Source organism: Janibacter cremeus (assembly GCF_029395675.1).
Taxonomy (GTDB): domain Bacteria; phylum Actinomycetota; class Actinomycetes; order Actinomycetales; family Dermatophilaceae; genus Janibacter; species Janibacter cremeus_A.
In genome coordinates this window covers 1,133,139-1,146,876 of the sequence record NZ_CP115184.1, presented here as the reverse complement: position 1 = coordinate 1,146,876, position 13,738 = coordinate 1,133,139, and the positions used below count along the sequence as shown (strand labels likewise).

General features: G+C 74.1%; 10 protein-coding genes. 8 read left to right on the top strand and 2 right to left on the bottom strand.

All coding sequences use genetic code 11. The annotated features are described in order from the left end of the window. The first annotated feature begins 15 nt into the window (after positions 1-15). From O9K63_RS05300 to O9K63_RS05285, 4 genes are read left to right on the top strand one after another with little or no spacing between them, the layout of a single operon-like run. Entirely contained in the window at positions 16-831 is an 816-nt protein-coding gene (locus tag O9K63_RS05300; RefSeq protein ID WP_277241223.1) for a glycosyltransferase family 2 protein, read from the top strand. Beyond that, the gene (locus tag O9K63_RS05295; protein ID WP_277241221.1) at positions 828-1,946 is read left to right on the top strand and encodes a glycosyltransferase; all 1,119 of its coding nucleotides are present in this window, start codon (positions 828-830) and stop codon (positions 1,944-1,946) included. Before O9K63_RS05300 ends, O9K63_RS05295 begins: the two co-directional genes overlap by 4 nt. After that, positions 1,946-3,634, top strand: coding sequence for a hypothetical protein (locus tag O9K63_RS05290; RefSeq protein WP_277241219.1), 1,689 nt, complete (start codon positions 1,946-1,948; stop codon positions 3,632-3,634). Before O9K63_RS05295 ends, O9K63_RS05290 begins: the two co-directional genes overlap by 1 nt. Before the next feature lie 43 nt (positions 3,635-3,677). After that, positions 3,678-3,866: a hypothetical protein gene (locus O9K63_RS05285; RefSeq protein ID WP_277241217.1), complete on the top strand. Its 189-nt coding sequence runs from the start codon at positions 3,678-3,680 to the stop codon at positions 3,864-3,866. Positions 3,867-3,945: 79 nt separating this feature from the next. Here the strand turns inward: O9K63_RS05285 and O9K63_RS05280 are convergent, their stop codons facing one another. Next, positions 3,946-5,196, bottom strand: coding sequence for a glycosyltransferase family 4 protein (locus O9K63_RS05280; protein WP_277241215.1), 1,251 nt, complete (start codon positions 5,194-5,196; stop codon positions 3,946-3,948). Positions 5,197-5,293: 97 nt separating this feature from the next. Between O9K63_RS05280 and O9K63_RS05275 the strand changes: the two genes are divergently transcribed. Then, complete coding sequence (locus O9K63_RS05275; protein ID WP_277241213.1) at positions 5,294-6,889, top strand: class I SAM-dependent methyltransferase; 1,596 nt, start codon at positions 5,294-5,296, stop codon at positions 6,887-6,889. After that, positions 6,886-10,938, top strand: a complete 4,053-nt coding sequence (locus tag O9K63_RS05270) for an alpha-(1->3)-arabinofuranosyltransferase domain-containing protein (protein ID WP_277241211.1) — start codon at positions 6,886-6,888, stop codon at positions 10,936-10,938. Before O9K63_RS05275 ends, O9K63_RS05270 begins: the two co-directional genes overlap by 4 nt. Here the strand turns inward: O9K63_RS05270 and O9K63_RS05265 are convergent. Further along, positions 10,829-11,953, bottom strand: coding sequence for an acyltransferase family protein (locus O9K63_RS05265; RefSeq protein ID WP_277242266.1), 1,125 nt, complete (start codon positions 11,951-11,953; stop codon positions 10,829-10,831). The genes O9K63_RS05270 and O9K63_RS05265 overlap by 110 nt on opposite strands. Positions 11,954-12,085: 132 nt before the next feature. On the opposite strand from O9K63_RS05265, the gene O9K63_RS05260 reads away from it, so the two are divergent. Both O9K63_RS05260 and O9K63_RS05255 read left to right on the top strand, forming a co-directional pair. Beyond that, positions 12,086-13,129 carry a GHMP kinase gene (locus tag O9K63_RS05260; protein WP_277241209.1) on the top strand — a complete coding sequence of 348 codons (1,044 nt, stop codon included), beginning with the start codon at positions 12,086-12,088 and terminating at the stop codon, positions 13,127-13,129. Then, complete coding sequence (locus O9K63_RS05255) at positions 13,126-13,737, top strand: D-sedoheptulose-7-phosphate isomerase (RefSeq protein ID WP_277241207.1); 612 nt, start codon at positions 13,126-13,128, stop codon at positions 13,735-13,737. Before O9K63_RS05260 ends, O9K63_RS05255 begins: the two co-directional genes overlap by 4 nt. The last annotated feature ends 1 nt before the right edge of the window (position 13,738 follow it).

The following is a 13,738-nucleotide window of genomic DNA, read 5'->3' as shown; positions in this document are numbered from 1 at the left end:
CATCGTGCGGACTCCGTGACCGTCGTGGTCCCGACCCGCGACAACCTGCGGACGATCGAGGCGTGCCTGCGCTCTGTCACCGACCAGACGCACCCGCACGTCGAGCTGATCGTCGTGGACAACCACAGCAGTGACGGCACCCGGCAGATCGCCGAGGGCATCGCCGACCGGGTCATCACCGCCGGACCGGAACGATCGGCCCAGCGCAACACCGGCGTGCGGGCGGCGACGTCCGAGTGGGTGCTGTGGCTCGACAGCGACATGATCCTGCCGCCGAGGACGATCGCCCTGGCGCTGGAGACGGCGCACGCGACGGGTGCGACGGGGATCGCCCTGCCCGAGCGCACGATCGGTGACGGCTTCTGGACGGCCTGCCGCGCGCTGGAGCGGGAGTGCTATCTCGACGACCCGTGGCTGCACAACCCGAGGCTGGTGCGGCGTGACTACCTCCTCGGGGAGGGCGCCTTCCACCCGGACATGTCCGGGCCGGAGGACGCCGACCTGCGGATGAAGATGCGCGCGGCCGGCGCCGGCATCGAGCTGGCCCCGATCATCATCGACCACGACGAGGGCCGGCTCACGGTCGCCGACGTGATGCGCAAGCGGTACTACTACGGCCGCAGCATCCCTGCCTTCGCGCAGGAGCACGACGGTGCCGTGACGGCGCAGGGCCGGGCCGTCCTGATGTCGTACGTGCGCAACCACCGCCGCCTGCTGAGGCGTCCCGGCCACGCCGCGGGGATGGTCCTGCTGCGCGTCCTGGAGGCCGGCGGCTACGCCCTCGGTGCCCGCAGGGGCCGCCGTGACCGGGTCGCGCGGGCGGCGCGATGAGCGTGGCGGACGACGTCCGGCGCATGCTCTGGGTCTCGCTGCCCGACCAGCGGGCCCGGCGCGAGCTGTACTGGATGTCGCGCATGCCCGGCACGCAGGTACGGGCCATGGCCCGGCAGGAGCCCGTGGGGGACGTCGACTGGATCCCCAGCACCTACCGCCGTCCGATCAAGCGCTTCGTCGAGGCGGGGGCGCTCGCCTGGGTCCGGGGCCTGGACGAGCAGGACCCGGGGGAGTACGACTGGGTGGCCTCGCTCGAGCTCTGCTCACTCGTCACGGGGCAGGCCTCGGGGTGGCGCCGCAAGGCGCGTGCCGCCGGCTCGCCGCGTCCGCTGCAGGCCGTGATCACGTGGGAGAACCTCCCCGACCAGCCCCTGTACACGATCCCGCCCTACCGGCAGGCGCTGAACTCCTGCCGTGACGCCGATCTGCTCCTGTGCATGGTCGACGCGGCGCGGGACCACCTGCTGGCCAACGGCTTCGACGAGGAGCTGATCCGGGTCGTCAAACCCGGTGTCGACACGCAGCTGTTCCACCCGGCGCCGACGCCGACGGAGGAGCCGGTCGTCGTCTTCGCGTCGCCCCTGGCGGAGAACAAGGGCATCGACCGCGTCCTGGAGGCCATGCGGATCGTGCGTCGCTCGATCCCGGAGGCGCGGTTGCGGGTCGCCGGGAGGGGGCCGCTGGAGCACCTCGTGCGGGCCGAGGCGGACGACCCGCGCAGCGGGGTCGAGCTCATGGGGTCGCTCGACACCGGTGGGGTCGCCGAGCTGATGCGCTCCGCGGCCGTCTTCACGACGGCGCCACGCCCGACGTGGAAGTGGACCGAGCAGCTGGGCCTGGCCTACCTCGAGGCCCTCGCCAGCGGGCTGCCGATCGTCACGACCCGGTGCGGCACGAACGACGAGGCGGTCCACCCGCCGAACCATCTCGTGGAGGACTCGGCGGAGGCCCTGGCCGAGGGGCTCCTCCACCACCTGTCCGACCCGGCGCGGCGGGTCGCGGTCGGGGCGGCCAACCGACGTCATGCCGTGGCGCACCACGACCTGGCGACCCAGTGCGTGGCGATGGGGGAGGCCTTCAGCGAGGTCGAGGCACTGCACCGGTCCCGCTGATGGACGCCGCGCGCGCTCGGGTGCGCCCGGGGACGATCGGGGGAGTGGTCGGCCTGGTGCTCGGGGTCCTCGTCCTCGGGCCCGCCCTCGCACCGGGTTACACGCTGCACTACGACCTCGTATTCGTCCCCGATCCACCGCTGTCGGCGCGGACCCTGGGCACCGACGGGAGCGTCCCGCGCGCGGTGCCGAACGACCTGCTCGTCGCGCTCGCATCCATGGCGCTGCCGGGATGGGTGGTGCAGAAGCTCCTGCTCCTGGGCAGCTTCGTGCTCGGCGGTGCCGGGGCCGGCCGGCTGGCCACCACCCGCGCCGGGGCCCTGGCCGCGGCGACCTGGTGGTCGTGGAACCCCTGGGTGGGTGAGCGCCTCGGCATCGGTCACTGGGGCTACCTCATCGGCTTCGCCCTGCTGCCGTGGGTCCTCCTGGCCGCGGCCCGTCTGCGCTCCTCGGGGAAGGGGGCCACGGCCCTCGTCGTGACCCTGACCGCATCCGCCCTCGCCGGCTCGACCCCGGGGGTCCTTGCGACCCTCCTCGCGGCGGTCGTCGTGCTCACCCCGGGGCGGCCGGGACGGCCACGTCCGCGGCACCTCGCCATCGTCGTCGGCACGGCCCTGCTGGCCAATGCCTCCTGGTGGTACCCCTTCCTGCGGTCGGCCTCCCACGCGGCCGACCCCGATGGGGCGAGCGCCTTCGCCGCGGCGGCCGACACCCCCTTCGGCCCCCTCGGCTCCCTGCTCCTCGGCGGTGGCCTCTGGCACGAACGGACGTGGTTCGTCGAGCGCACGACCTGGCCGGTGGCCACGGGCGCACTCGTGGCGGTCCTCGCGCTGCTCCTGCTCTCCCTCCGGCGCAGGCAGTGGTGGGCCGATCCACTGCCCCGGGGAGCCACGGCTGCCGGTGCCCTGGGGTTGGTGCTGGCGGGGCTGGCGGTCCTGCCGGGTGGCTCCCCCCTCCTGGAGGCCGTGGTGACCTCCGTCCCCGGCGGGGGGATCCTGCGGGACGCGCAGAAGTTCACCGCGCTGTGGGTGCTCCTCGTCGCCGTCGCGTCCGCGCAGGTCGTCGACCGCGTCCGGCTGCACCGGCTCCCGGTGGTCCTGCTCGCCGTCGCCGTGGTCTGGCCGGTGGCCACCCTCCCGACGCTGGCGTGGGGCCACTCGGGAACGTGGGGCAGCGTCGGCTGGCCGCAGGAGGTCGAGACCGTCACCGCAGAGCTGTCGACCTCGAACGAGGCGGTGGCGGTCTTCCCGTGGTCGACGTACCGACGCTACGACTGGAACGAGGACCGGGTCCTCCTCGACCCCTGGAACCGGCTGCTGCCGCAGCGCGTCGTCTCCGACGACCGCCTCGCCCTCCGGGGGGAGCCGACGGTCGCGGGGGAGGACCCGGCGGCGGCCGCCGTGGCCGAGTCGCTGGCCACGGGAGGCGAGGTGACCGAGGTCCTGGAGCGGGAGGGCGTGCGGTGGGTCATCATCCAGACGGACCAGCCGGCCCCTCCCGGGTCGGTGCCGGACCTGCCCGGTCGACCGGTGCTCGTGGCCGGTGACCTCGAGGTCCACGACCTCGGACCGGCCCCGGACACGACGGCGTCCCCCGACCCGGTGGCGGCCGCGGGCCTGGTCGGTACGCTGGTGGCCGTCCTCGTGTCCGTCGGCCTGGCCGTGCGGACCCGCCGATCCGGGACGTGACACCGGACGCAACGGTCGCGCCCTAGTGACTCGTGGGTATACCATGGACGAAAGACATCCACTCCTGGAGGGCTCTGCAGTGAACACCGGCTCGAAGAAGATCGCCTACAACGTCGGCGGCACCGTTCTGGGCGCGCTCGTCGCGGCCCTGGCCATCTTTGGCATCGTCCAGTCCCAGAACAACGCATCCATCCCGCAGGAGAACCAGCAGGTCATCAACTACAACAGCTGACCCCGCACGACGAAGGGGGCCGTCCGCCGGTGCGGACGGCCCCCTTCGCGGTGCCCGGGGAGTGGGGTGCTCGCGTCGATCAGGACGCGATGGCCTCCAGCTCCTCCTCGTGGGCGCCGTCGGCGGCGGCCTCGGGCGGACGGGTGGCGATGAGGGCGTCGAGGTCGATGACGTCGTCGCGGTACCGGTCGGCGTGGCCGACGACGGACGCGATCACCGACTCCAGACGTCGTCCGGTGCGGCCCCAGTCGAAGGAGCTGGCGTAGAGGCGGGCGGTGCGGCCCAGGGTGCGCCGGAGCACGGGGTCGTCGATGAGGTCGATCACGTGCTCCTCGAACTGCTCGACCGAGTCGGCCAGCAGACCGGTGCGGCCGTGCACGATGGACTCGCTCGGCCCGCCGGCGAAGGAGTAGGCGACGGCCGGGGTGCCGTGCAGGCCGGCCTCGACGATCGTCAGGCCCCACCCCTCCTTGTGCGAGGGCATGACGACGGCCCACGCGCGGGCCAGCAGCTCGTGCTTGACCGGCTCGTCGACGAAGCCGTGGAGGTGGACGCGCTCGGCCACACCACGCTCCTGGGCGTGCTTGGCGATCTCCGCCTCCCAGTAGCCGCCACCGACGACGTGCAGCTCGAGAGTGGGGTGGGTCGCCGCCCGTGAGGCGAGGATGTCGACGGCCTGCTCGACGTGCTTGTGCGGCACGAGGCGACCCAGGAAGAGGATCGAAGGGGTCTCGGTGCGCTCCATGGCCGCGAAGCGGTCCAGGTCCTCCGGTCGGTCGTTGCCCGAGTAGACCAGGTCGACCCGGCCGGGGTCGACGCCCAGGCCCGCGAGCTCGTCACGGGTCGACTTGGAGACCGTCACGTACCGGTTCCTGCGGTAGACCCAGGGGGCGACCTTCGACTCCAGGAGCCACCCCAGGCGCGCCACGGACTCGTTGAACACGACACCCCACTGCTCCCGGTGGACGTGGTGGACGATGTTGATGACCGGGGCCCTCGACACCAGCGGTGACCAGAAGGGCACGCCGTTCTGCACGTCGAGCACGATGTCGTAGTCGCGGCCGTGCCGCAGGAGGTGCCACATCCCGTGCAGGTAGACGCTGAACTTCGAGCCGCGGCGGACGACCTGCACGTCACCGTGCCGGGTGCGTGGGCTGGCACCGGGGTAGGAGGCGGTGAAGATCGTCACCTCGTGGCCCTGCCGGGTAAGGACCTCGGAGGTCCGCTCGGTGAAGGTCTCGGCCCCGCCCGCTTCCGGGTTCTCGCGGTCGCGCCAGGACAGGTACAGCACCCGAAGGGGGGTCTTCGGCGAGGTCCTGCTCGTCGTCATCGTCTCTCCTTGCCGACACCGGGAGATCCGGCGCCGACAGTAGGCTACTGCTGTGAGTTACCCAACGGTAGGCCAAACGCCCCGATCGCAGTGTGAGATGTGCGGCTCCTTGGTCCTCGGCGAGGCCCTCAGGGGTGGGGGCGTCCTCGACCGCTGCACCCGGTGCGGCCACCTCCGGCGCGATCTCGGGCGCTGCCCGGCCGATCACCGTGACCTGGCCTACGGGGGTGAGCCCACCCTCGACCGGATCCGTCTGGACCTGACCCACCGGGAGCTGGTGCGTGACGGCCTCCCGGCCCGTGTCCTCGAGATCGGGTACGGGTCGGGCGCCCTCCTGCGCCGCTTCCTCGACGACGGCGCCGAGGTCTCCGGCGTCGACCCGGACCAGCTGCTCGTCGACGTGGACCCGGTGGTGCGGGCCCGGGGTGACCTGCGCGTGGGCGGGATCGAGGACGCGTCGGCGCTGCCGGGCGAGCAGGACCTCGTCTACGGTGTCCACGTGCTCGAGCACGTGGCGGACCCCCACCGGGCGCTCGCGGTCTCCCACGACCTGCTGCGCCCGGGCGGGCGCGTGAGCTTCCTCACCCCGGCCGGTGACAGCACGGCACTCGAGCGCTACGGGGCGGCGTGGTGGATGCTCGAGGACCCCACGCACGTGCGGTTCTTCACGGCCGACTCGCTCGCGCGGGCGGCCGAGGCCGCGGGCTTCGTCGACATCGAGGTCCGTCGCCTCCTGCTCGACAGCCTCAGCGTCGACGCCGCGAGCGTGGCCCGGGCCCTGCGACCGGGCCCGCGACCCCACGGCGTGCTCGGTTCGAGGGCCGTGGTGGCCTCCGCGGTCGCGAGCCTGCCGCTCGTGCTCGCCCAGCGCCTCGTGCGGCCACGGACCCGGCCGACGCTGCAGCTGGTCGCCCGTCGGCAGGACGGATCCGGTGGCCATGGTGGCGTTCCGCCGATGGGTGACGTGCCGATGACCAGCCCGCCCGCCGCGCATCGCGGGATCCGACGCTCGGTGCGCCTCTTCTCCTCCTTCCTCGTCGAGCAGACGGACCCGCACCGCTTCTACTCGGAGCTGGCGGCGGACTCGATCGACCTCCTGCGGGAGCACACCGAGCTGCGCGGGCGGACGGTGCTGGACGTCGGAGCGGGCCCGAGCGAGTTCGCGCAGGCCTTCCGCCAGGAGGGGGCGCGGTACCTCCCCCTCGACCACGACGCGACGGTCGCCTCCGTGAGCGAGCAGGGCGTGGTCGGGGACGCCCGGCAGCTGCCGCTGGCCGACGGCTCGGTCGACGTCGTCTTCTCGAGCAACATGTGGGAGCACGTCCCGGACCCCGAGGCGGTGGCCGACGAGCTGCTGCGCGTGACCCGGCCCGGGGGGATCGTCTTCCTCTCCTACACCAACTGGCTCTCGCCCTGGGGCGGGCACGAGACCTCGCCCTGGCACTGGCTCGGGGGCCAGCGGGCCATCCGCCGCTACGAGCGCAGGCACGGGCACCCGCCGAAGAACCGGGTCGGTGAGACCCTCCACCGCGTCTCGGTGCGCCAGGGGCTGGAGTGGGCCCGGTCGGCGGACGCCGACGTCCTCGCGGCCCGTCCGCGCTACCTGCCCGACTGGTGCGCGCCGGTCCTGCGGCTGCCCGGCGTCCGGGAGGTCGTCACGTGGAACCTCCTGCTCATCCTCCGGCGGCGATGACCGCGCCGCAGGACCCCGGGTCGCCGACGGACGCCGGGGGAGCCGTCGAGGAGGTCCGGCGGCGGGTGCAGCGGCTCGCGGCGACGGTGCTCGTGGGCGTCCTGCCGTGGCTCATCGCCCCCGGCCGCCTCCAGCCGGACACCAAGACCGACCTCGTGGTCGCGCCCTCCAGGTACCTGCAGCGTGCCCTGTGGGCGTGGAACGACCACACCGGCATCGGCGAGCTGCAGAACCAGGCCTACGGCTACCTCTGGCCGATGGGCACCCTCTTCCTCGCCGGCGACGCGGTCGGGCTGTCGGGCTGGGTCACCCAGAGGCTCTGGTGGACCCTCCTCCTCGTCGTCGCCTTCGTGGGCGCGGAGAGGCTCGCCCGTCGCGTGGCCGGCCTGCCGACGGTGCCCGCACTGGTCACCGGCGCCGTCTTCGCCCTGTCACCGCGGGTCCTCACGGTCCTGGCCGAGATCTCCGTCGAGGTGTGGCCGTACGCGCTGGCGCCCTGGCTGGTGCTCGCCGCCGACCGGATGGTCGGCCTCGGGAGCGGGGTGGTGGGCCGCCGTGGCGGCGCCGCGGCCACCGGCCTCCTCACGGCCTGCCTCGGTGGGGTCAACGCCACGGTCTCCCTCGTCGCCCTCGTGCCGGCGGCGGCGTGGGTCGTGCTCGCGCCGGCCGGCAGGCAGAGGGGGCGGGCCCTGCCGTGGTGGCTGCTCGGGAGCGGCCTGGGTGCCCTGTGGTGGCTCGGGCCGCTGGTCGTCCTCGGGCGCTACTCCTACCCCTTCCTCGACCACATCGAGGTGGCCGCCACGACCACGGCCGTGGCGTCGGTGACCAACGTGCTGCGGGGGACCGAGCACTGGATCGCCTTCATCCTCACCGCGGGGGACCACCCGACGTGGCAGAGCGGGTGGGTGCTCGCGCAGTCGGTGACCGCGATCATCGCGACGACGGTGCTCGCGGGGCTCGGGCTCGCCGGACTCGTGCGGCGGCGGTCCGAGCCGGTCACGACCGAGGACGAAGGGGGCTCGGTCCACCTCACGCGGTGGGCCCTCGTGCTGGTCCTCCTGGGCGCGGTCACCATGACGATGGGCCGGACGGGCGCCGCCTCGGGGATCCTCGCCGAGCCGGTCCAGAACCTTCTGGACGGGCCGCTCGCCCCCTTCCGCAACGTCCACAAGGCCGACCTGCTCGTGCGGCTGCCGGTCGCCGTCGGCGTCGGTCTGCTGAGCCACTGGGCGACCCGGGTCGACCGGGGGGCCGGGCCCGTCGTCCGGCAGGCCGTCGTGGTCACCACCGTCCTGGCCCTCGTCGGGGCGCTGTCGCCGGTGTGGCAGGGGCGGGTCGGTGACGCCTGGGCGCCGGGTGGCATCCCCGCGACCTGGTCGCAGACCGCCGCGCGGGTGGATGCCCTGGCCGAGGAGGACGGAGGGACGACCCTGGTCCTGCCCGGAGCGCGCACGGCCGACTTCACCTGGGGCCGCGTCACCGACGAGCCGCTGCGCGCCCTGGCGTCCTCGCCGGTCCTCGTCCGGGCCGCCGCACCGCTGGGGCACCCGGGGGCCACCCGCGTGCTCGACCACGTGGACGCGCTCGCGGCCACCGGGCGCAGCCAGCCGCAGCTGGCCGCGGGCCTGCGCCGGATGGGGATCTCGCGCGTCGTCGTGCGCGGAGGGCTGAGGGCGGACCTCGCGACCGTGGACCCGCGACAGGTGGCCGCCACCCTCGAGGCGTCCCCGGGGCTCACGCGCACGTGGTCCCACGGGGAGGGCAGCGAGGAGATCAGCATCTGGCGGCTCGAGGAGCCGGTGTCACCGGCGACCGCGGTCCCGATCGACACCGTGGTCACGGCGGCGGCATCGCCCGATGGGTGGTTCTCCCTCGTCGCGGCGGGCCTCCTCGACCCCGAGTCGGTGATGCGGCAACCCACCGCGGACCGGCCGGCCGAGGTGCGCACCGACACCCTTCGCTGGCAGGCGCTCAACTCCGGCCGCCCACCGGCCGGTGGCAGCGGTCCGACCCTGACCGCCGCGGACGCCCGGCCCGCGCTCGTGGGCAGCCGGGCGCTCACCGGTCCCGCGACGCACGGAGAGGACGCGACCCGGGGGTGGACGACCCGCTTCTGGACCGGCCTGTCCGGGATCGCCACCAGCTCGAGTGCCGCATCCCCCTTCGCCCCCGCCCCGGGGAGTGCGGGGGAGGGCGCCCCGGCGCTCGTCGACGGTGACCCGGAGACCGCCTGGGTCAGTGGTGACGGCGCCGCGACGCAGCGGGTCACCCTCCACCTCGACGAATCCGCCTCCCCGCACGAGGTGCTCGTCCACGAGGCGTGGGGCGGCGACCTCGGACGCCTCGTCTCGGTCACCGTCGACGGTGAGGAGGGGACCCGCCCGGAGGACTCGATGACCTGGCGCGTCCCCCTCGACGGCACCGAGCGCGACGAGGTCACGATCGAGCTGAGCACGCAGCCGGAGGATGACGATGGCGACGCCCGCCCGGTGGGCGTGCGTGAGATCGAGCTCGGCGGCGGGCCGGAGCTCGGCACGGGTCTCGAGCTGCCCGGGGGCAGCGGCCCGGTCCTGCTCACCCGGGACCCGCGGGCCGGCGCCGACCTCACCGCGGGGGAGGACCCGAGCAGCCTCGTGCGGCGTGTCGGGCAGCTCCCGAGGACGCAGATCTCGGCCACCGTGCGCATCCGGCCCGGTGCGGCCGGGCAGGACCTGGTCGCTGCACCGTGGCGGTTGCACGGCAGCACCCTTCCGGACGCCTTCGCCTCGTCCTCGGACCTCGAGCACTGGCCCGTGGCCGCTCTCGACGGCGACCCGGACACCCGGTGGACCCCCGCGTCCGGGGTGGCCGACCCCGTCCTGGCCATCGACCTGGGATCCGAGCAGGAGGTCGGGACCATCCGCCTCGACCGGGCCGTCGGGCGGGTCACCGTGGCGACGGACTCCGAGCGCCACGTGCTGCCCGGCGGGACCACGCTGACGATCCCGAGGCAGCGGACGCGGCACCTCGCCCTGACCTTCTCCCGGCCTCCCGGGTTGGCCGCGTGGTCGGCACCGGAGGTGAGCGTGCCGGGGACCGACGGACCGCAGGAGCAGGTCCGGTTGGACTGCTCGCAGGCGGGCGCCGTCGGACGGGAGGACGGTCGCATCGGCCTCTCCCTCAGCGCACCACGGCAGTCCCTCATCGCCGGCGAGGCCGTCCCTGCCACGGCCTGCGGTGACCTGCCTGCCGGCGACGGGACGGTCACGGCCGTCGCCGTCCCCGGACTCGTGGCCGAGCGGGTCGCCCTGGTCCCCCGGGACTGGACCACCCCCGAGGTCACCGGGGCGCGGACCGTGGACAGCGACCGCGAGCACGCCGGCAGCTGGACCCTCGACGTCGGGCCGGGGGAGCGTTCGCTGCTCGTGCTCACCCAGGGCGCCAACGAGGGCTGGCGGGCCACCGCCGACGGCGAGCGCCTGCGGGCGACCACCGTCGACGGGTGGCGGCAGGCGTTCGTCCTGCCCGAGGGGCCGGCGACGACGGTCAGCGTCGAGTTCACGCCGAACGGCACCCACCGATCTGCCCTGGCCGTCGGCGCCCTCGCGACCGTGCTCCTCCTGCTGTGGGGGGCCGTGGAGCTGGTCCTGCACCGGCGCGGGCGGTCCGTCCCCGCCCTCCCGCGGGCGACCCCGACGACCCCGACCGCGCGGCCGGTCGGGCCGGCGGGGCCCGGACGGGGTCCGATCGTGCTCGGTGTCCTGACCGCGGCGGCCGTCGGGGTCATCGTGGCCGGTCCCCTCGGCGTGCTCACGGCCGTGGTGGGGGCGCTCGTGCCCGTGCGGTTCCGGGCGATCGCGGTGGCGCTGGTGCTCGCCGGCGCCGGGGTGGGACTGTCCGTCCTCGGTGTCGCGGAGCGTCAGTCGACCGGGGCCTGGGTGGCGCAGGCCCTGGGGGCCCTCACGCTCGGGGTGCTGGCTGCGGCACTGGTGCGTGCCGGCGTCGATGGGCCAGGGCCAGCACCGGGCGCTCCACGAGGCTCCACGACAGGTGCGCCAGACCCAGACTGAGGACCGTGGTCAGCACCAGGGTGAGGACGAAGGGGGCGGCGAAGAGCTGCAGGTCCAGCAGCGCGAAGCTGACCTGGAGCACGAGGACGTGCCAGAGGAAGACGGCGTAGGAGGTGTCGCCGAGCCACCGGGCCGGCCCGGCGAGCGGTGAGTCGGTGAGCAGCTCCGTCAGGCCGCGGGTCGTCGCCGCGAGCAGCAGGCACCCGGCGACGAGCCCGTAGAGGGCCTCGGCCGCGACCGACTCGGCACCGCTCGCCGGCTCCAGCCCCCGGGGCCCGGCCACGTCCGTGGACGCGACCAGCCAGAGCACACCGGCGAGGACGAGCAGGGTCCCGGGACTCGTGCGCAGGAACTCCACGGCGGGGTGCCGGGTGAGGGGGTGGCCCGCCTGCTCGGCCTCGATGACGACCGTGACGGCGGTCCCGAGGGCGAACCACGCGGCGTGCCCGGCCACCGAGGTGCCCAGGACCCCTGCGGGGTCGGGGTCGGGCAGCACACCGGTGAAGCCCTGGCCGAGCAGCCCCACGACGGCGACGACACCGCAGGCCACGAGCAGGCGCCGGGCCGTCGCGGTGGGCGCGGCTCCCTTCGTCGGACGGGCCAGCAGGAGGGCGACGAGGGGGAGGAGCAGGTAGAAGGTGACCTCGGTCGTCAGGCTCCACGTCTGGGTGAACGACGGGAAGGTGCGGCCCGTCCACCCCTGGCCGATGACGAGGTGGACGAGCACGGTCGGGACGTCGAGCACGTCCGCCGCGGCCCCACCGAGCAGCGCGGCCGCGGTGACGACACCGGCCAGGGCGAGCAGGTAGGCCGGCATGATCCGGGCCGCTCGGCGGACGAGGTAGGTGCCGGGCGACCACCGGGCGGGTCGTCCCAGCGCCCGCCGGACGAAGGGGGCGGACAGCAGGAAGGCCGACAGGGCGAAGAAGACCGCGACCCCGAGCTCACCCCGGGCGGCGAGCCCGCCGACGACGCCCTCGCTGCTCTTCCCCGTCCAGAAGGCGACGTGGGACAGCAGGACGAGCCAGGCCGCGACCGCGCGGAGCAGGTCGAGGCCGAGGATGCGTGGCCGGGCGTGCGGGGGCGTGTCGATGTCGTCACCTACTATTCGGTATCAAGTCGATTGTGCTCCATGAGAGGGAGATCCATGACCGTGCGCCCGGTTCTGCGTGCCCGTGCGCCCCTACGGGTCAGCTTCGCCGGCGGCGGCTCCGACGTGGCCCCCTTCCCGGAGCGCGAAGGGGGCGCGGTCCTCAGCGCGACGATCGGCAGCTACGCCTACGCGACCCTGCGTCCGCGCGATGACGGGCACATCACCGTCGAGTCGCACGACTACGGCACATCGATCGGCTACGACGTCGGCGCACCGCTCGAGCTCGACGGCGAGCTGGACCTGCCCAAGGCGGCGATCGCGAGGATCATGACGCTCGAGGGGGCGATGGCCTCCGACGGCTTCGACCTCTTCCTGCACACCAACGCCCCGCCCGGCTCGGGCCTGGGCAGCTCGAGTGCCGTGATGGTGGCCGTCATCGACCTCGTCGGCCGCCACTGCGGCCTCGACCTGGGTCCGTACGAGATCGCGGAGCTCGCCTACCGACTCGAGCGCGAGGACCTCGCGATCCCCGGTGGCTCCCAGGACCAGTACGCCGCCGCCTTCGGCGGCTTCAACTTCATGGAGTTCCGCACCGACGGCCAGGTCGTCGTCAACCCCCTGCGCGTCCGCCCCGACACCGTGCACGAGCTCGAGCACAACATGCTCCTCGCGTACACCGGGCGCACCCGCGTCAGCGACCACATCATCGAGGACCAGGTCGCCCGCTACGAGACCGGCAACGTCGACGCCGTCGCCGGGCTGCGGGCGCAGCGCGACCTCGCCGACGCGATGCGCGTCGCGCTCCTGAGGGGGCGGGTCGACGAGGTCGGCCACCTGCTCGGCGAGGCGTGGCGCGAGAAGCAGCGGATGTCCTCGCGCATCACCACCCCGCTCATCACCCGGGCCGTCGACCGTGCCATGCACAGCGGCGCGCTCGGGGGCAAGGTCACGGGAGCCGGGGGTGGCGGCCACCTGATCTTCATCTGCGAGTTCGAGCGGCGCCACGTCGTCGCCGACGCCCTGATCGACCTGGGCCTGTCGGTCTCGGAGTTCACCTTCACCAAGCAGGGCGTCACCACGTGGAAGGGCAGGCAATGACCACCGACGACACCACGGCGAGCGACGACGTCGCGGCACGGCTCGACGCCGGGATCGCGGCGTGGGGCGAGCTGGCGGCCCGGGTCGCGGCCCCCGACCTGCGCGACCGCGCCCACGCGGCCGGCCGGGCGGTGCTGACGGCCCTGGGCTCGGGGCGGACCCTCCTCGTCGCCGGCAACGGCGGCAGCGCCGCGATCTCCAGCCACGTCGCCGCGGAGTTCCTCGGCAAGTGCGTCGCCGACCGTCACCCGCTGCCGGCCATCAGCCTGGCCGAGTCGCACTCCTCGCTGACCGCGATCGGCAACGACTACGGCTTCGACCAGGTGTTCCTGCGGGGGGTGCAGGCCTTCGGCCGACCCGGGGACGTCCTCCTCGCGATGTCCACCTCGGGCAGCAGTCCCAACATCGTCGCCGCGCTCGCGGAGGCGCGCTCACGCGGTCTCGTCACGATCCTCATGACCGGGGCGAAGGGGGCCGGCCTGGGCGACCACGCCGACCACCTCCTCGTCGTGCCGTCGCAGGAGACACCGCGGATCCAGGAGGTCCACCTCCTGTGGGCGCACACCTGGTGCGAGGCGGTCGACCACGCGATGCAGGAGCAGGGCTGAT